18 protein-coding genes are annotated in these 16,766 nt (G+C 62.0%); 6 read left to right on the top strand and 12 right to left on the bottom strand.

The window, feature by feature from the left end; genetic code table 11:
• Together EN738_RS15630 and EN738_RS15625 are read left to right on the top strand one after the other, a co-directional pair.
• Positions 1 to 1,462: diguanylate cyclase (locus EN738_RS15630; RefSeq protein ID WP_145966853.1), on the top strand; the 1,462-nt coding region annotated here is incomplete at its 5' end.
• Positions 1,463 to 1,627: 165 nt separating this feature from the next.
• Positions 1,628 to 1,816 (top strand): DUF1059 domain-containing protein, encoded by a 189-nt coding sequence (locus EN738_RS15625; RefSeq protein ID WP_127284475.1) that lies wholly within the window; start codon positions 1,628 to 1,630, stop codon positions 1,814 to 1,816.
• Here EN738_RS15625 and EN738_RS15620 read toward each other — a convergent pair.
• Together EN738_RS15620 and EN738_RS15615 are read right to left on the bottom strand one after the other, a co-directional pair.
• Entirely contained in the window at positions 1,813 to 3,063 is a 1,251-nt protein-coding gene (locus EN738_RS15620) for an MFS transporter (RefSeq protein WP_127284474.1), read from the bottom strand. The genes EN738_RS15625 and EN738_RS15620 overlap by 4 nt on opposite strands.
• Before the next feature lie 3 nt (positions 3,064 to 3,066).
• Positions 3,067 to 3,807, bottom strand: a complete 741-nt coding sequence (locus EN738_RS15615; protein ID WP_127284473.1) for an MBL fold metallo-hydrolase — start codon at positions 3,805 to 3,807, stop codon at positions 3,067 to 3,069.
• Between the two features lie 72 nt (positions 3,808 to 3,879).
• On the opposite strand from EN738_RS15615, the gene EN738_RS15610 reads away from it, so the two are divergent.
• On the top strand, positions 3,880 to 4,548 hold the full coding sequence (locus tag EN738_RS15610) for a metalloregulator ArsR/SmtB family transcription factor (RefSeq protein ID WP_127284472.1): 669 nt from the start codon (positions 3,880 to 3,882) through the stop codon (positions 4,546 to 4,548).
• Positions 4,549 to 4,581: 33 nt separating this feature from the next.
• On the opposite strand, the gene EN738_RS15605 is transcribed toward EN738_RS15610, so the two are convergent.
• From EN738_RS15605 to EN738_RS15570, 8 genes are all read right to left on the bottom strand, one after another.
• Positions 4,582 to 5,244: an RNA ligase family protein gene (locus tag EN738_RS15605; protein ID WP_245494556.1), complete on the bottom strand. Its 663-nt coding sequence runs from the start codon at positions 5,242 to 5,244 to the stop codon at positions 4,582 to 4,584.
• A gap of 206 nt (positions 5,245 to 5,450) precedes the next feature.
• Positions 5,451 to 5,789, bottom strand: a complete 339-nt coding sequence (locus EN738_RS15600) for a hypothetical protein (RefSeq protein ID WP_127284471.1) — start codon at positions 5,787 to 5,789, stop codon at positions 5,451 to 5,453.
• Between the two features lie 18 nt (positions 5,790 to 5,807).
• Positions 5,808 to 6,368 (bottom strand): ATP-binding protein, encoded by a 561-nt coding sequence (locus EN738_RS15595; protein WP_189340528.1) that lies wholly within the window; start codon positions 6,366 to 6,368, stop codon positions 5,808 to 5,810.
• A 3-nt stretch (positions 6,369 to 6,371) separates the two neighbouring features.
• Complete coding sequence (locus EN738_RS15590) at positions 6,372 to 8,738, bottom strand: SpoIIE family protein phosphatase (protein WP_127284470.1); 2,367 nt, start codon at positions 8,736 to 8,738, stop codon at positions 6,372 to 6,374.
• Positions 8,735 to 9,913 carry a class I SAM-dependent methyltransferase gene (locus EN738_RS15585; protein WP_127284469.1) on the bottom strand — a complete coding sequence of 393 codons (1,179 nt, stop codon included), beginning with the start codon at positions 9,911 to 9,913 and terminating at the stop codon, positions 8,735 to 8,737. The genes EN738_RS15590 and EN738_RS15585 overlap by 4 nt, the downstream gene beginning before the upstream one ends.
• Positions 9,910 to 10,431: a ubiquinone biosynthesis methyltransferase UbiE gene (locus EN738_RS15580; RefSeq protein WP_127284468.1), complete on the bottom strand. Its 522-nt coding sequence runs from the start codon at positions 10,429 to 10,431 to the stop codon at positions 9,910 to 9,912. Before EN738_RS15580 ends, EN738_RS15585 begins: the two co-directional genes overlap by 4 nt.
• A 162-nt stretch (positions 10,432 to 10,593) precedes the next feature.
• Positions 10,594 to 12,243, bottom strand: coding sequence for a bifunctional diguanylate cyclase/phosphodiesterase (locus EN738_RS15575; RefSeq protein WP_127284476.1), 1,650 nt, complete (start codon positions 12,241 to 12,243; stop codon positions 10,594 to 10,596).
• Positions 12,244 to 12,639: 396 nt separating this feature from the next.
• Positions 12,640 to 13,782 (bottom strand): AraC family transcriptional regulator, encoded by a 1,143-nt coding sequence (locus tag EN738_RS15570; protein ID WP_127284467.1) that lies wholly within the window; start codon positions 13,780 to 13,782, stop codon positions 12,640 to 12,642.
• A 235-nt stretch (positions 13,783 to 14,017) separates the two neighbouring features.
• Here EN738_RS15570 and EN738_RS15565 point away from each other — a divergent pair, with 235 nt between their 5' ends.
• Positions 14,018 to 14,320 (top strand): hypothetical protein, encoded by a 303-nt coding sequence (locus EN738_RS15565; RefSeq protein ID WP_127284466.1) that lies wholly within the window; start codon positions 14,018 to 14,020, stop codon positions 14,318 to 14,320.
• A 113-nt stretch (positions 14,321 to 14,433) separates the two neighbouring features.
• Positions 14,434 to 14,664 (top strand): hypothetical protein, encoded by a 231-nt coding sequence (locus tag EN738_RS15560; protein WP_127284465.1) that lies wholly within the window; start codon positions 14,434 to 14,436, stop codon positions 14,662 to 14,664.
• Positions 14,665 to 14,778: 114 nt separating this feature from the next.
• Here the strand turns inward: EN738_RS15560 and EN738_RS15555 are convergent, their stop codons facing one another.
• Both EN738_RS15555 and EN738_RS15550 read right to left on the bottom strand, forming a co-directional pair.
• On the bottom strand, positions 14,779 to 15,381 hold the full coding sequence (locus tag EN738_RS15555; protein WP_127284464.1) for a sulfotransferase family protein: 603 nt from the start codon (positions 15,379 to 15,381) through the stop codon (positions 14,779 to 14,781).
• A gap of 21 nt (positions 15,382 to 15,402) precedes the next feature.
• On the bottom strand, positions 15,403 to 16,302 hold the full coding sequence (locus EN738_RS15550) for a VOC family protein (RefSeq protein WP_127284463.1): 900 nt from the start codon (positions 16,300 to 16,302) through the stop codon (positions 15,403 to 15,405).
• 176 nt (positions 16,303 to 16,478) lie between these two features.
• Here EN738_RS15550 and EN738_RS15545 point away from each other — a divergent pair.
• On the top strand, positions 16,479 to 16,766 hold a 288-nt coding region (locus EN738_RS15545), incomplete at its 3' end, for a hypothetical protein (RefSeq protein ID WP_127284462.1).

Below are 16,766 nucleotides of genomic sequence, written 5' to 3'. Positions count from 1 at the left end.
CGTCGAGACGGTGGCCGAGGGCATCGCGGTGCTCGACGGCGATGGCCGCATCGCCAGCGCCAATCCCGCGGCGGCAACGATGGTCGGCCGGCGCGCCGACAAGATCGTCGGCCTGCAATGGGACGCGGCGCTGAAACTCCACGACGCAAGAGGCGGCGACTTCGCCGGCGGGACGTCTCCCGTCGAGATGGCGTTGGCCACCGGACGCCAGCACCAGGGCGAAGTGCGCCTGACCAGATCTGACGGATCGCAAGTGCCCGTGATCGCCAGTTGCAGCCCGCTGAGCCGGTCCGAGGGCGGGCTGGTGCTGACGCTGAACGACATCAGCGAATTGCGCCGCGCCGAAGGCGTCGTCAATGAGCGCGCCGACCAGCTCGCCGTCCTCAATCGCGAGCTGCATGAGAAGTCGGAAACCACGACCCGGCTGGTCAAGCTCGGCGAGTTGCTGCAGGCCTGCGTGACCTTCCCCGAAGCCTTCTCGGTGGTCGGCACGGCGATGACTGAGTTCCTCGGCGGCCTGAGCGGCAGCGTGCATCTGACCAGCGCCTCGCGCAACCTGGTGGAAGAGATGGCGCATTGGGGCGACGTTCGCTCGAGCGTCAACCAGTTCGCGCCGGAGGACTGCTGGGCGCTGCGGCGCGGCCAGGAACATGTCGCCGGTCCGGGCATGCTGACGCCGCGCTGCGCTCATATCACGGAGAACGGCAAGAAGGGCTATGTCTGCATGCCGCTGGCGGCGCAGGGCGAGACGCTGGGCATCCTGCATTTGTGCGAGCCGAACGCGGCCGAGAAACCGCAATGGCTTGCCGAGCGGCAGCAGATCCTGCGCGGCGTCGTCGACACGCTGGCGCTGGCGCTGGCCAATCTGCGGCTGCGCGAGACGCTCAGGCAGCAATCGATCCGCGATCCGAACACGGGCCTGTTCAACCGCCGCTATCTCGAGGAAACCAGCAGCCGCGAACTCAGGCGCATGGAGCGCTCGAGCCAGCCGCTGGCGATCATCATGCTCGACGTCGACCACTTCAAGCAGTTCAACGACACGTTCGGCCACGAAGCCGGCGACCTCGTGCTGAAGCAGGTCGCGGCAACCCTGATCGAGCATGCCCGCGACAGCGATGTCGTGTCGCGCTATGGCGGCGAGGAATTCGCGCTGGTCATGCCGGGCTGTTCGCTCGAAGAGGGCGCCGCGCGCGCGGAAACGCTGCGCCAGGCGATCAAGCAGCTGCATCTGGCGCACCGCGGCCGCACGCTGGGCACCGTCACGGCCTCATTCGGCGTCGCCGCCTATCCCGAGCATGGCGCCGGCTGGGCCGAGCTGACGAACGCCGCCGACCACGCCCAATATGACGCCAAGGCGGAAGGCCGCGACCGCGTCGTCGTCGCCAGGAACAATGCGCCCGGCGAGCGCCCGGCGATCCAGTTGGTGTCACCCGCGAAAGGCGGCGCCGAGGCCAAGGGCTGATATGTTTTCACCGTCGGCCATCCTCGATCCTCAATTTGCCGCACCAAGCACGAACCAGCGCTAATCCGATTGGATGAAATGCGCGTACGGCGCATTCGAAAACTGTGAATTGACAAGCGAGCCGCTTCCTCGCCTGCTACCTGGGCAAACTAGGGAGGCGTAGATATGGCCTATTCATATCGGTGCAAGGACTACCCTGGGATGGAAGCCTGTCCAGGATCGTTCACGGCTGAGACCGAAACTGAACTGTGGAAACACATCGAGCTTCACGCCGCCATCGCTCATCAGGAGAACCCCGAGCAGTGGTCGCCGGAAGACCGTCAACAGGTGAAAAAGATCATTCAGGCCAGCTAACCCTTGGCGGTCTCGCGCATCGCGACGGCGACAATCGCGCCCGAGAAAAACGTCAGTGCGGCGATCGACGTGATCGCCCATGAGAGCCCGAAGCGATCGGCGATGAGGCCCGCGGAGAGCGCACCGATCGCGTAGCCGAGGTCGCGCCAGAACCGATAGACGCTAAGCGAACGGGCGCGCCAGCTCGGATGCGAGGCGTCGGAAACCGCGGCGATCAGGCTTGGATAGACCATCGCCGTTCCAAGGCCGAGAAGAAGGCTGCCGACGAGCCACCACTCGAACCGGCTGGTGGCCGCGGTGAGAAACAGGCCGCCGGCCTGAACCCACATTCCGGCGACGATCAAGCCTTTGCGACCCCAGCGATCGCTCAAGGGGCCGGTGACGACCTGCAGGATTCCCCAGGTCGCGGGATAGATCGCCTTCAGGATGCCGATGCGCTCGACGCCAAGCCCGAAGGAGGCGAAGAACAATGGGAAAATACCCCAGCTCATGCCGTCGTTGAGGTTGTTGACGAGACCCGCTTGCGATGCCGCGAACAGATTGCGATCCCTGAACGAGGTTAGCGCAAATACCTCCCGGAAACTGATCGGCGCGGACTGCTGCTTGTGGGCGGACGCCTCCAGCCTGAGGTGGTCGCGCGTGTCACGGACGAGCAGGATCGACAGCACGGCGCCGATCACGGCGTAGCCCATGCCGAGATAGATCGGCGCGGGACGCAGACCATACCGCGAGGCGAGATAGCCAGTGAGGAACGCCGTCACGCCGACGGCCAGGTAACCGGCAAATTCGTTGAGGCCGACGGCGAGGCCGCGCGATTTCGGACCAACGAGGTCGACCTTCATGATGACCGTCATCGACCAGGCGAGCCCCTGGTTGATGCCGAGCAGGGCATTGGCCGCAATCACCCATCCCCAGCTCGGCGCCCAGATGATCATGAACGGGACCGGCAGGCCGACAAGCCAGCCGAGGACGAGAACGCGCTTGCGGCCCCAGGCATCCGCGAGTTGGCCCGAGACCAGATTGGCAAGCGCCTTGACCACGCCGAAGCTGACGATGAAGGAGACGACAAGTGTCGTCGAGGCGATGCCGAACTCTTCCGACCCGATGAGCGGCACGACCGTTCGTTCGACCCCGACCATGCCGCCGACAAAGGCATTCACCAGCATGAGCAGGGCAAACTGCCGCCAGTTTTCCTTGAGCCCAAGCCTGACAGTCGAGCCTGGCGAAACTGATGCCCCCTCGTTCATTGCTCAGGCCGAGGCGGCGGCGTGACCCGCGTTGGCGGCACGGTTGCGCGCCGCCTCCGGCGGCGGGGGCGGTATGTCCGCGATCATCGTGGCGACGAAAGCGTCCTCGTCATCAATGCGGAACGCCTTGTTGAAGCGCTTCTCGAAGCCAATCGTCGATGTCGGCTTGCCGCTGAGCGAGCGCCCGCAGACCGAGCCGGAGTAGGCGCCGGGCAGCACTTCGACGTGATCCGGCAGTTGCTTGAGGCGGCGCACGCTCGAAAACAGCGTCCGCGCGCCGTCCTCGGCACTGGTTGCAAGTTCGGTTCGTCCGAGATCGCCAACCATGAGAGTGTGGCCCGTCAGCACGAACCATGGCTCGGCCGCGCGTGTCCTGTCCGTGACCAGGAGCGAGATGTGCTCCGGCGTGTGCCCGGGCGTGTGCATGACGGTCATGGTCACGTTGCCGAGCTCGACTACCTCGCCGTCCTTGGCGCGTCGAAATGGGAAACCGGCTTCCGTGCCCTCGAACAGCGTGTATTCCGCGCCGGAGGCTGCGGCGAGCGTCCGCCCGGCGGAAATGTGGTCGGCGTGGATGTGCGTATCGACCACATAGAGAATGCGCATGCCGGTCGCCTCGGCAACTCGAAGATAGGGCGCGATATCGCCTACCGGATCGACGACGGCGGCTGCCGACTTGCCACCGCATCCGAACAGGTAGGATGCAGCGACGGGATCGGAATGGAGGAACTGACGGAGAATCATGACTCTTGCACTCCCTGCCTCGCCCGAGATAACATTCAATTATTCTGCTGAATGTTCCATCGAGAAGAATGCATGTCAAGCATCGGACCAAAACAGGCGGTTTTCGCCAGCCTTGCCGAACTGGCTCAAGCTCTCGGGCATGCGCACCGGCTGGAGTTGCTGGAGCACCTCGCCCAGGGTGAACGGAATGTCGAGGGGCTTGCGGCACGGGCGGGCCTCAGCTTTGCCAACGCCTCGCGCCACCTTCAGATCCTCCGGCGCGCGCACCTTGTCGAGGCGCGGCGGCACGGCAAGCATGTGCTTTACCGTCTTGCCGGAGATACCCAGGTGGTTGAGTTGATGAAGGCCTTGGGGCGCGTGGGCGAGCGGAACGTCGCCGAGGTCAATCGCGTCATGGCCGACTACTTCCACGCACGCGACGCGCTGGAGGCTGTGTCGCGCGAAGACCTTGTCTCAAGACTGCATGACGGTCTTGTCACGGTTCTCGACGTCCGGTCGGAGGACGAATTTGCGCTTGGACATCTTCCGGGGGCGCTCAACATTCCGCTCGCTGACCTTGAACGCCGGCTGGCGGAGCTTCCCGCCAACCGGGAGGTCATCGCCTATTGCCGCGGTCCTTATTGCGTTCTGTCCTTCGAGGCTGTCGCGTCATTGCGGGCGCGAGGGTATGTCGTTCATCGGCTCGAGGACGGCTACCCCGAATGGAAGGCTGCGGGCCTTCCGGTTGAGGCGGCGGCCTAAAGTGGCCTCGCACCCTTGGGCCTTGCGGGACGGCTACGCCGGGATGGGCGCGGAATATTTGGCCTTCAGCCATGTGTTCGACGGTCCGCTGCTATAGCGGCTGTCGGCGCGCTTCGAGATGATGCCTTCGAGCCCCATCTTCTCGGTGGCGCGGATGATGCCCAGCGCACTGCCCTCGAAATGCTCGCTGTATTGGATCCTGCCGAGGCCGGGCTCGACCAGTTGCCACAGCGCCTGCTTGCGCTGCAGCAGGGGCAAGGAGGCCAGATCGCGACCGTCAAGATGGAGGATGTCGAACGCGACGAAGACCAGCCGGCTCGGCTCGTGCCAGATCGCGGTTTCCAGCGCGGGGCGGTCGGGAGAGCCCTGCTCGCCCGGCACAATGACCTCGCCGTCGAGAATGGCGGACCGGCACGGCAGCTCGACTTCCAGCGCGATGGGCCAGTATTTCGTGGTCCAGTCACGGCCGTTCTTGCTGTAGAGGCGCACCCCGCCGTTATCGATGATGATCTGCGTCCGGTAGCCGTCAAGATGGACTTCGTGAACCCATCCCTCATCTTCGGGCGGCTGCTCGACCCGAGTCGGGATCTGCGGCGGGATGAACTCCAGCCGGCCGCTGTTGACCTTGGCTCGCTTACTCAATGACGCCACCTTTGACCACGCGGCGGCGGCTTGTCGGCACAGGCGGCCCGACATCCCCCCAACCTGGATGCCTGCCGCCTGTGCCGAGCCCCCGCCGAGTCATTGCAATCATCTACGCACGGGGCCGATTTGTCGTTAGCCCCGCATCCAAATACTTATCCTGGGGTACATATCTCGCTCAGTGCGGCGCTCTCTGACGCCAAATGTTATCCGGGATTGTCGCGAGCCACCTGGGCCTTGGCCAGTTCACGGCGACCCGGTCAGTCCATCAAAAGCACCAGGGCCGGATGCAGCTTCTTCAGATTCGGCAATGATTTCGATTGCCAGGGTATGTCGGGCGTTCCACGCACGACCAACCGAACATCAGGATGCTTGCGCACCTCGATGGTAAATTTCGCCAGCAGGTTGATGCCGGAAGAGTTGAGAAAGTGAAGGTCCTTCAAATTGAGCGTAATGGAAGCGGGATTTGACGCAAGCACACTGGACGCCAAGGCCGTGATGGGCGCACCCGCTTGTGAACTGGCGAGCCGCATTGAACCGTCGAAAAATATATCGCTTCCCTCAATCCACACACGGTAATCGTCTGTCTTGATTTCCATAGCCTGGTTTCGTTTCTTCTAGTTTTGAGTTTGCGAGATCGGAATGGAGGCGTATGTCTCCAGGCAAACCCGATCGCTTTCGTCCGCTGAGCTGAATATCCAGGCGAGGCGTGCGCCATAGTCGCTCATCAACGTCAGCAGTCCGAGCCCGGAGCCCGACATGTCGGGGTTCGCGGCATTCGCTTCTATTCGCTGTATCAGCAGGTCCTTGGGGTCGCCAACCGTGATGTCCGCCAGGAGAGTTTGGAACTCGGACGCGTCTTGACCATCGATGTCGTTCGACACCTTGAGCTTGAAGCACTCCGAATCCATCGACGCCTCGATCACGATCTCACCCGGGGCGCGAAACTTGACGGCATTTTCGATGAGCTCGTTGACCAGATATCCGATGCTATGCCGCACTTCCAAGTAGTCATTGCGAGACGACTGAAAGCGCAATGCGAAAAGATCGGCGATGAAGTCCGAGGTCGTAGCGCAGTGACGCCAACTCAGGTCGAGAGGGCCGTCGAACAGCCGCACGCGACTGACGTTCTCCCTCATCCCGATTGCAATGTCAGGGGTGCCGAACAGCGCGGTCATTGCCTAGGTGTGCCTTATGATCACAAGGGTGATGTCGTCGTGGATCTTCTGGATTCCGATATGGGCCATCAGATCGTCGACGATCCCGGTTTTGATTTCCTCGGCGCTTCGGCCGTGACGTCTTTGCACGCTCTGGGAGAGACGCTCGAACCCGAACAGTCTCTTGTTCTGGTCTTCCGCCTCGGTCACACCGTCAGTGTGCAGGACGATGACGTCGCCGCTGCCGAACCGGATGTCACGCGTGTCAATGAACTGCGAGATGTCGCTCTCCAGACCGACCGGCAGACCCAGATCAAGCGTATCGATGCGTTCGACTTCCCCATCCGCGCGCACGACGAGAACGTCCTCATGCTGGCCGGATAGCGTGACCCGCTCATCCTCAAAGTCAAGGAAAGCCAGCGAAAGATGCTTGTCGGTGTTGGTCCGCTCGATGTTCTTGTAGATCGCGCTGTTCAGCCTATTCAGAAACTGGTGCGGATTCGCCTCGTTGGCCTCCTGCAGCGCACGCGCAACGGATTGGACCATCAGCATCAGCACGCCGCTCTCGAGGCCGTGACCGGTCACGTCGCCGATGCCGACCTTGACCCGCGATCCGTTCTGCAGAACGTCGTAATAGTCGCCGCCGACCTCGTCGGCCGGCCGCATGTAAGCTGCGATCTCCAGCCCGGGAATCGCTTCGAGTTCGAATGGTTTCGGCAAGACCATCATCTGGATCTGCCGGGCAACCGCGAGCTCGGCGCCGAGGCGGACGTTCTCGTCCCGCAGCTTTTCGTTGAGCGCGGAAATCTCCAGGTTTGCGTCCCCGAGTTCCCTGGTTCGGTCGTCGACGAGTTGCTCGAGGTTTTCGGTGTGAAAGCTGATCTCCTCGGCCATGCGGTTGAAGGCGATGCCTGCCGCTCCTACCTCGTCGCGCGTTGGAATGCTCACGCGGACTGAATAGTCCTTGGACTGGAGCCGCTGGGCGGCACTGGCAAGCGACCTGAGGCCAGCCGTGATGCGCTTCGAAATCCCGAGCACCGCCGCAAAGACAATCAGGAGCGAAACGACGATCGCGCCGATCTGGAAGAGCAGGATACGATTGGTTGCGCGGGAGATGCTCTGCTGCGCGGCGAACAGCGATGCATAGATCTCCCGTTCGGGCACGACGATGCCGACCGACATCGTCTCGGGCTTGATCGGTCCCGAACTCCACAGATTGGTCGGCTTCAATCTCTTCAGGACGACAATGTAGGGTACGCGTTCGCCCTTGTTGTCGAGCATGATATGCTGAATGACACCGTCATTGTTCTGGTCGAGAGGCAGCGACGCGATGGCGGGCTGCGTGCTTCCGCGCAGGGACCTCTCCAGGCCGGTGACGCCCTGCGCGCCCGCATCGCTCGATGACGTCAGGCCGATGATCGCCTGGCCGGACGCATTGATCGCCACCACGTTGCCGCTCGACATCGTGAGGAAACCAAACCCGGTTTCGGCGATCTTCACACGTTCGACGACTTCCGCAAGCTGATCGAGCGTGATGTCTGCCCCCGCCGTGCCGGCGATACCGGTGCGATCGCGCGTCCACAGCGGGTGGAAAAAGCTGACGATCAGCTTTCCCGTGATTGCATCGGTGTAGGGCGCTGTCTGGGTGATGTCGTCAGGGACTGGACGCGAGGCCGGATCCTTGGCCCATTGCTGCCACGACCCATAGATCCCAGGAAAGAAGAACTCCCAGAACTCGGCCTTGTTATGGCCCGGATAGAGCCGGTCGAAGGTCTGTGCCTGGTCCGTATACGGCACCGTCCTGAAGATCGGCCGCTCTTTTGGACCAATATAGTACATCTGCAGTTTGGACGACCCGCTGGCCATGAGCGTCGGCGCGACGAGATCCAGCACGGTACTGTCTTCTATTTCCTGCTGGACGCTCGGCAACGGATTGTGGTCGGCCCCCAGCAGGTAGCCCCAGACGCTTATCACCGAAGGCGCGCCCGGCAGGTTCTGCGCCCAATCGCCTTGCGCGTCGTAGACGACCTTCACGGAGCCCGGCGCTTCATGCGAAAGCGTCGCTCCAACCTGTTGCTGGCGCGTAGGATCGTCGATCTGGGCCTGCAGCACGCCGGCCAGCGCCTTGACGTCGCCATGGACCCTATCGAGCAGCAGGTCGACACTCAATGCCGTCGACTCGGCATAGGAGCGAATGTATTCCTGGTTTGCGGTCGTCAGGCCCTCGCCGACTTCCGATGTGGCATCACTCGACAGCTTCTGAACGTTCCAAAGCGCCAGACCGCCGCTCAGCAGGAGGTCGAACAGCACCGCGCCGCCAACGACCAACACGAATTTCGCTCGAAAGGAGCGCAGGCCGAAACGCGGTGCAGGTTCGTTGTCGGCTTTCATTGCGGTCGCCGCCCCGATGCGACCCAGATCGGCCAACCCGCATAACCCTTGGGATGTAGCGCCGCGAAAATGTGGTCCTGGAAACCCTGCCGGAACCGTGCGACGAACTCCGGTCCGTCGCCGCGTCTCACCGCCATCTCGCCCGCATAGACATCCGCCCAGGCTACGATGACATCGGCGAAGTCCTGGGGATCGCCGTCCAGGTTGGTGACCATGAAGGTCTCGACACGGATGTCTTCGAATCCGGTTTCGATCAGGTATCGCCTACTCTTGGGCCCAAGCTCGACGTCCACCTCGAAATGCCCGAACAGCTTCGCCACCTCGTTGTAGGTCCAACGAATGCTTTCGGCGCGCGGCTCGCCGAGGCAATGCGAGTTCTTCTCGTTGGTGATGTAGACCCGCCCGCCTGGCTTACATATGCGGTAGAGTTCCTTAAGGATGAGTTCCGGTCGATTGAAGATTTGAAGGGAATGCCGGCAGGTGACCAAGTCGAATTGCGCTTCATCGAGCAGCATTTCCGACGCATCGCCATAGGTATATTCGATGCCCCGGATATCGAACTCCCGCATCACCTGTCGAGCATAGTTCAGGCTGGACATGGAGTGGTCGAGGGCGACGATCCGCGATGGCTGGAACTCCTTCTGCACGAGCACGGCGAAATCACCGATCCCGCAACAGATGTCGGCCATGACGATCCCTGGCCTCATGCCGTGTCGCGGCAAGATTGCTCGCTCGTGGCGCCAGGTCATCTTTGTCTGCGTGCGCAGGATTGGAACGAACCCGCCCTCCTCGAGAAAGCCCTGCCCCGGATAGAATTCGCTGTCATACTCCTCGACCGTGATGTTCGGTTCGATTCCGCTCAGGCGACTGAATTTTCGCGAGGTCCAGCCGACGACGCTCGACGTGATGACGACAAATTTGAGATCGGGTCGAGCGCGACAAGCGTCGATGATGATCCTCGAAAAGGCGTGAAACGCGGCGTTGTTCATCTGCGTCAGGCGTCTGACATTGACGTAGAGAACGCCGCGCACACGGGCGATCGCGTCACGCAGCAATGCCAGGCTGGGCGCAAGCTCGTCGATCGCCTGAGGCCGGACCACCCCGGATATGGAGAATTCCTGGCTGTTCGCGTCGTATTGCGCCTTGAAGCGTGGGAGAAGGCTGTAAGGGCTCAATGTTCAAAGCCCTCGAGCGGAAGATCCACGACCAACTTGATCGCATCGCCGTCGGCTTCCTCGACCCTCAGTGTCGCGTTGTAGTCGACAGCCAGTTCCAGGAGTACGATCTCCCGGCTGGGCGCGATATCCCCAGACACGGAACTGACGTATCGCTCCCTGGCTTCCAATCCCGCGACCTGGCTTACGGCTTCCTTGTAGAATTGGCGCTCCTCCGCCACGCAAGGAAATGTCAGCTCGATCCTGTCCGTCGCTCCATGGCGGGACACCCTGCATGCCAGTTCGCCGTCGCCATGGCGCGTGCGAAAGGCAACCTCCAGCAATTCGTTGAAGGCGGAGGAAAAGAGATTTGAATGCCGGACCGAGTCCGACCTCGTCTGGCTGATCATCCGGGCCACGTATGTCGAGACATAATCGCAGTGCCTCCAGGCGGAGACAAAACTTCTGATTTCCATGTCGATCTGGATCATCGGCTCAAAAGTCGGCTCGCCAGCCAGGCCATGATGAACAGCTCCCATCGGCATCCTCCCTATTCCATCCGTATTGAGCCATGGCGGCGCGATGACCTCCGAGACGGAATTTCCGCCGCCTCGTGATGAGCCAGTCCCGCACGACAAGGGTTGCGCGGTATCTGTCTCGATCGCTTTTACAACTCTCCACTTTACAAAGGGTGCAAGGGGCTAGAGCGCCCGATTCGATTCCTCCATCGCCCGCACCGCCTTGGGCGAGGATCGCCCGATGAAATCGCTGGTCGCCTCGGCTCCGAGCGGCCGTCCCAGGAAATTACCCTGCAGGCAATCGCAATTCTCCTTGGTCAGCCACCGTGCCTGTGCCGACGTCTCAACCCCTTCGGCGGTGACGCTTATTCCCAGGCCGTGCGCCAGATTGATGATCGATCGCACGATCGTCTGGCTTTTGAGATCCGTTTCCAGGTCCGCGATGAAGTATTGATCTATCTTCAAAGTGTCGAAGGGAAAGTTCTTAAGGTAGCTCAACGACGAATAGTACGTTCCAAAATCGTCGAGCGAAATTCTTATCCCCAAGACGTTCAAAGTATTTAACGTGTCGATATTGTCGATCGTCCTCTCGAGAAGAACCGTTTCGGTTATTTCCAACTCTAGTCTGTCGGCGCGAATTCCAACTTCGTCGATGATCTGGGCGACCGTGTCCGTCAGCGAACCGCTAAGGAACTGAGCCGGCGACAGGTTGACCGCGACTGTCAGCGCCGAGGGCCACGTCAATGCCTGGCGACAGGCTTGCTCGAGCACCCATCTCCCGATCTCATCCATCAAACCATCGGCTTCGGCGATCGGGATGAACACGCCGGGCGGAATGATCCCGATCTCGGGGTGCCGCCACCGCAACAGCGCTTCGAAACCGACCACCGACGAACGGGCCCGAATGAGCGGCTGATACTCCAGATAAAGCTCGTTCCGCTCCAGCGCGGTTCGAAGGCTGCGCCTCAGGTTTTCGCGTTGCTCGAGCAGGAGCAGCATCGAACGGTTGAACGTTCGAGCGCAGCCGCGTCCATCCGTCTTGGCCGCGTAAAGAGCAATGTCGGCGGCTTTCATCAGTTGCTCGCCATCGGCCCCGTGCTCCGGCCCGAAAGCAATTCCGATACTCGAGCCGACGAAGACAGAAATGCCGTTGATGACGAACGGGTCCTTGAACGCATTGACCAGCAATCCGGCGAGGCGCTCGGCTTCGGCCGGCTGCTCCTTGCCCAATTGGATGACAGCGAACTCATCGCCTGCATAGCGGTAGGCGGATTCGCCGTCCTGCAGCGCGTCGCGGATGCGACCTGCCGCAAGTTGAAGAAGCGTGTCGCCGGCTCCATGGCCGAGCGTGTCGTTGACCGCTTTGAAATCGTCCAGGTCGATCTGCAGCAGGGCGGCTTTCGGCTTTGGTCCGCCAACGGTCGTCAGCGCCTGCTGCAGGCGCTCGCCGAATCGCCGCCGATTTTGCAGTCCGGTCAGCACGTCGTGCGTCGCCTGGTGGAGCAGAATCACATGCTCCTGCTCGTCCGCTGCGCTGCGCCCACCGCGCTCTCGTGATTCGACGATTCCCACACCATTTGCGGTGCCGAAGACGAAAACGGATCGGGGTGCTTCGCCCGACGATCGCGGCAGGTCGATGCTTGCCGCAGAGCCGCCCTGGAACACCCGAAGAAATTCGTCGCGACACCTGGAATCGAGGAAGCCCGGGTAGATCTCCCAAATGGCGGCGCCCAGCGCCACCGCGCCGCCATACAGGCCTTTGAGGCTGGTGGCGTAGTGCGTCAGGCGGAAGTCGCGATCATAGAACGACAGCAGCTCGGTCGTGTTCGCCAAAAGGTCAGCGAGAAGCGGTTCGCCGGCACGTGGAACATCGCTCGAGGAAGGGCCCTCGCTCTGCGTGCCGACGCCTGATGCCTCTGGGCGCAAGAGCCACCTCCATAGGCGGTGCGAGTTCGCGTCCCCCAGTTTAGAAATAGCATAACTATCAAGCTTGGCAAACTTTCAGCGCGCCGTATCAACAAGCGTCGCGTGCGGCGCAATTGCGATGAATGCTCGGTTGTGAAGGGTAGCAAGTTATCGATAACGATGAACAGTCACAGTTCGTTAATAAATCGAAAATTGGCGGCAATTCAGCTATATGACTGATGCCGTGGTGGAAGCGATTCGAAATATTGTATCCCATGAGGCGGAGCAGCTCCCTGCCCAGCCAAGCCGGTTTTGAGCCCAGAGTCAGCTTCCTAGCGCCTTCAGCCAGCCTTCAAAGGACGAGACCCTGTCGTGCTCGGCAAGCGGGACAGAGTGGGCGGGGCGCGGCGGCACCGCGGAACTTCGGACTTCGCGGGGGCTGTAACCGAATTCCTTGCTGAATGCCCGGCTGAAATTGGCCGCTGAACTGAACCCGACGGCTTCCGCAATATCGACAATGCGCCGGCTGTCCGCCGGATCGCCAAGCGCGACATGGGCTGCCAGGAGCCGGCGACTTTGTATGTAGTGGAGGACACCACCGCTCGGTTCGAACAGCTGATAGAGACGGGAGCGCGAGACGCCGAGCGCACGGCACATTGAATCCGGTGTCAGATGGGCCGCATCCAGATTGTTTTGGACGTATCGGCGGGCGCGCTCCATCAACGCCACGCTGACCAATTGTTCGGCAGCCGCGGCATGTTCCGCCGGGGGCGAAAGGCAAGCAATGATCATGCTGCGCGTCGCATGCACGATGCGGGGGAGATCGTCAGCCGTGAGACTGTGCAACCTTGCTTCGATGCTGTTGAGATAATCGAGTAAGAGGTCGGCAAAGTTGCCAGACAGGACTGAATTGTTCTTCGCATCCAGGGTTGCCCTCGCGTCGGCGAACAAGTCACGCGGCAGATAGACGAAGAGACTTTCGGATTCCGTTGTCCTGCCGCGAAACGGGTAGCCAAGCGATCTGATCTCCAACTTGCCCGGCTGGTTTTCCGCAACGCGGCGATCGACCTCGGTCCACGACCGGCCAGTGCGCGGCAAGGCGATATACCAGTGATCGATCGAACTGGACCGGAGCTTCGCGGCGGAGCGCATGTAGCTATACGCCGGCGTGCGCTGTTGAACGATCAGCATGCGGCCGAAGTTCCAGGCCGTATGGTCGGCAGGAAAGCCATCGTCGGCCGATTTGTCGTCCGGCAGCTTGACCTCGACAAGCGGTGCCATATGCGCCTGCCAGGCGGCGAACTGCTGCTCCGGCGCCAGTTCGCGCGTTGAAAATGGCAAAGGGTCGAGCGCCGGCGCAAGTGACGGTGCAACCTCGTTGTGAGGTTGCGCTTCGCGCGGCCACCGACGTCGATCACGCTCCGGCGCTTGCCTCGCGCGCGCCTCGCCGTGCTTCTTAGCATCCATCGCAGGGTACCTATCCGAATCCGGTATACCCATGCGCCCACGTCAATCATGTGGTGTACCACAGGCACTTGGCAAGACTGGCGGAACTGAAGTCCACAGAAGCGGCCATCATCACGCTGGATGTCAGCAAGAAATGCATTCCGAGATAAGTTTATGGATGTGACGATAACGACACTCCTCACCCCGGTGCGTATAAAATCTGGCATCGTGAAAGCGTAGTTGAGGAGACCACGAGATGAACGCAAAGCTCAAAGCGGAGGCTCGCCGCAAAATCATTCTTGATGGGTACTTTAACAATGAACCCTTGAAAGATATTGCTGCCAGGATCGGATGCTCACTGGCGAGTTTGAAGGTCAGCGCCAGCAAACTCGGCTGCACCAGGACTCCAAAGGAGGCCGCCGCATTTCGGCGCGGCTTTCGTGTCCCCGATGAAAAACGGCGAGACTACTATCAGTTGATGATCGCCGGGCAGTACAAGGCTCGCGAATGCGCACAGATCTTGGGCCTGTTGACGATGCAGCTGCCGGGTCCTGAGTAGTCGTATGGCAATACTGTCGACGATATTGTTACTCGGGCGCTCCATCGCCTCGGCGGTTCCCCGGTAAAAAGCCCGCCGCAACCACGCGCAGCGGGCCCTGAAAGGTTCGCAAAATGCCACGCCGGCGTTTCAATGGCACCTGCTTCAGCCCCCACGATCTGGCAATCTGCGAGCGCGTGTTCGATCAGATCTGCGCGGATGAGCATCTCGACCCCTTGGGGCCGGACGCCGAAATTCTGGCTGAGATGGTTGTGGCCATTTTTCGAAATGCTCACACCAGCGAGCGCGACCTGCTGGAGGCGGTCACGTCTCGACGGAACAAAGTCGCGGGAACCGCGCACTAGGGAGGAAGACGGCAGTAGGCAGTAGGGAGTAGGGAGTAGGGAGTAGGCAGTACGGCGAGAGCGTTCAGGACTATCTTCCCACCGCCCTATTCCCTATTCCCTATTGCCTACTGCCTACCGCCTCACCAGCGCCGCGCGGAATTCCTTCGTACTGTTGCGATTGGGATAGGCCTCGTCAGGCACGGCAACGCCGAGATGGGCGCAGAGCGGCTCCCAGCCGTCGCCGAGGCGGTGGACCAGCAGGCGCTCGCGCGGCACCGTCGCCATGACGGCGGCGACATTGGCCTCATAGACGTCGATCGCATGCGCGCGGTCATGCGGCCTGCCGCCGAACACTCGGGCAGCGACCAAAGTGCGGCCGAGCGCATCCTGGTCCTGGGTCTGGCCGATGCCGACGAGGATGGTCTTCTCGAAACTCTCCCACCAGCTTTCCGGCGAACGCCAGGTGAGGATGACGCGGGCGTCAGGATAGATGTTGATCAGCTCGGGCCAATAATGCGCCGATGGCCAGTCCACGCAGGAATTGTAGCCCGAGAACAGCGCGCGCCAGTCGGGCGCCGCTCCTTTTGCCAGCGCGCGCCACAGCCGCTTCTGCTCGCCGTCGGCCATCACTTCGGACATGTGATGGCAGGGGCCGAAGCCGAGGATTGTCAGCGCCTTGCGCATCGAATCCGTACCCGTCCGGCCAAAGCCCGTGCCGATGACCTTGATCGACATGCCACCCTCCCCCATCGCCACTCAGGTGCCGGCGACCACCATGCGCAGCCGGTTGCCCTCGGGATCGGCGCAGTCCAGCGCGCCGCCCGCCTCGCCGAAGGGCACGCCGGCCTGGCCGAGCCGCTCCGCCACGGCGGCAAGCTCATCGGCTGCGTCGAGCACGACCGTGAAACGCTGCAGCCCCGCCGCGTCCGCTGGCGGTTCCCTCAATTCATCGCGGGCCCAGATGTTGAACGCAACCATGTGCGGGCGCCGGTCGGTGCCGCAGTCGAACAGGCCGAAGGCCCTCGACTGGATATGCGGCCGGAAGCCGAGCACGCCCACATAGAACGCCATCAGTGTTTCGGGAGAACGGGCGCGCATATGGATATGGCCGATGAAGGCATTCGCCGGCAGTCTTGCCTCAACATGACCGGAATTGCCGAGATCGCGCAGCAGGGCGGCGACATTCAGCGGCTCGAGGCCGGAATGGGCGCTGCCGTCCGTGGCGATCAGGGTGACGCGGCCATCCGGCGCCTCCTGCCTGTCGGCGAGGCGCTCCGGTGTGTCGAAGCAGATCTCGATGCCGTTGCCGGAAGGGTCGGAGACGTAAAGCGATTCCGAAATCAGATGATCCTGGGCGCTGTATCTGAGGCCGGAGGCCTTGAGCCTGGCGGCGGCATGCGCGAGGTCGCGGCGCGTCGTGACGTGGATGGCGACATGGAAGAGACCGCGCGCCTTTTGCGGCAGCGCGACCTCGGCGCCTTCATGCAGCACAATAAGCGCCTTGCCGTCGACCCCAAGCCCGGCCACCGCGTCATCCTCCCCAAGCAGCGACAGCCCGACCGCATCGCGCCAGACGGGCAAGGCCGCCGTAATGTCGATCACCCTGAGATGAACCGGCCCGAGATGGGTGGCGCCTGCCAGCAGTCCGTCGCTCATGCCGGAATATTAGCGGCGAATGATATGGCTGTCAGCAAAGCTGGCACGGGGACGCGGTGAGCTGCGGAAAGTTCGGTGGTCCATTCGATCCCCTGTGGCCTTCCGGCGGAAAACGAACAAGAATGGCATGCCGCCACGCCGCACGATGGCGGCCATAAATGCAGGAGGAGATGCGAATGGACGAGCCCGATCGCTGGCGCAACATGGCGAGCGCGCCGAGGGATGGCAGCCGGATCCTGGTCACGGTGCGGCCGACCGAACAGGGACCGGCCGAGGTCGACATGGCCTATTGGTCGCGCGCCGACCAGCATGGCGAAGAAGGCTGGCGCTCCTCCGACTCCCAGCCGGGCCGCGTGGTCGAATATGCCGAACCGGAATTGAAATGCTGGATGCCGCTGCCCACGGCAGGCCGGGGCTCGATGCCGAGCCCCTGGGAGGGGGAGGACGTGTCGCTGCTGGACGGC

Origin of the sequence: Mesorhizobium sp. M4B.F.Ca.ET.017.02.2.1, from assembly GCF_003998955.1 — a bacterium.
GTDB lineage: Bacteria > Pseudomonadota > Alphaproteobacteria > Rhizobiales > Rhizobiaceae > Mesorhizobium > Mesorhizobium abyssinicae.
The sequence above is the reverse complement of the archived record's forward strand: the minus strand, read 5'-3'. Positions and strand labels throughout refer to the sequence as shown.

Excerpts from the sequence above, each read along its gene's own strand:
- EN738_RS15600 (WP_127284471.1), bottom strand. The coding sequence starts at position 5,789 with ATGGAAATCAAGACAGACGATTACCGTGTGTGGATTGAGGGAAGCGAT.
- EN738_RS15610 (WP_127284472.1), top strand. The coding sequence starts at position 3,880 with ATGTCAAGCATCGGACCAAAACAGGCGGTTTTCGCCAGCCTTGCCGAA.
- EN738_RS15555 (WP_127284464.1), bottom strand. The coding sequence starts at position 15,381 with ATGTCGATCAAGGTCATCGGCACGGGCTTTGGCCGGACGGGTACGGAT.
- EN738_RS15605 (WP_245494556.1), bottom strand. The coding sequence starts at position 5,244 with ATGTCGGGCCGCCTGTGCCGACAAGCCGCCGCCGCGTGGTCAAAGGTG.
- EN738_RS15595 (WP_189340528.1), bottom strand. The coding sequence starts at position 6,368 with ATGACCGCGCTGTTCGGCACCCCTGACATTGCAATCGGGATGAGGGAG.
- EN738_RS15615 (WP_127284473.1), bottom strand. The coding sequence starts at position 3,807 with ATGATTCTCCGTCAGTTCCTCCATTCCGATCCCGTCGCTGCATCCTAC.
- EN738_RS15620 (WP_127284474.1), bottom strand. The coding sequence starts at position 3,063 with ATGAACGAGGGGGCATCAGTTTCGCCAGGCTCGACTGTCAGGCTTGGG.
- EN738_RS15550 (WP_127284463.1), bottom strand. The coding sequence starts at position 16,302 with ATGAGCGACGGACTGCTGGCAGGCGCCACCCATCTCGGGCCGGTTCAT.
- EN738_RS15590 (WP_127284470.1), bottom strand. The coding sequence starts at position 8,738 with ATGAAAGCCGACAACGAACCTGCACCGCGTTTCGGCCTGCGCTCCTTT.
- EN738_RS15565 (WP_127284466.1), top strand. The coding sequence starts at position 14,018 with ATGAACGCAAAGCTCAAAGCGGAGGCTCGCCGCAAAATCATTCTTGAT.
- EN738_RS15625 (WP_127284475.1), top strand. The coding sequence starts at position 1,628 with ATGGCCTATTCATATCGGTGCAAGGACTACCCTGGGATGGAAGCCTGT.
- EN738_RS15570 (WP_127284467.1), bottom strand. The coding sequence starts at position 13,782 with ATGGATGCTAAGAAGCACGGCGAGGCGCGCGCGAGGCAAGCGCCGGAG.
- EN738_RS15560 (WP_127284465.1), top strand. The coding sequence starts at position 14,434 with ATGCCACGCCGGCGTTTCAATGGCACCTGCTTCAGCCCCCACGATCTG.
- EN738_RS15580 (WP_127284468.1), bottom strand. The coding sequence starts at position 10,431 with ATGGGAGCTGTTCATCATGGCCTGGCTGGCGAGCCGACTTTTGAGCCG.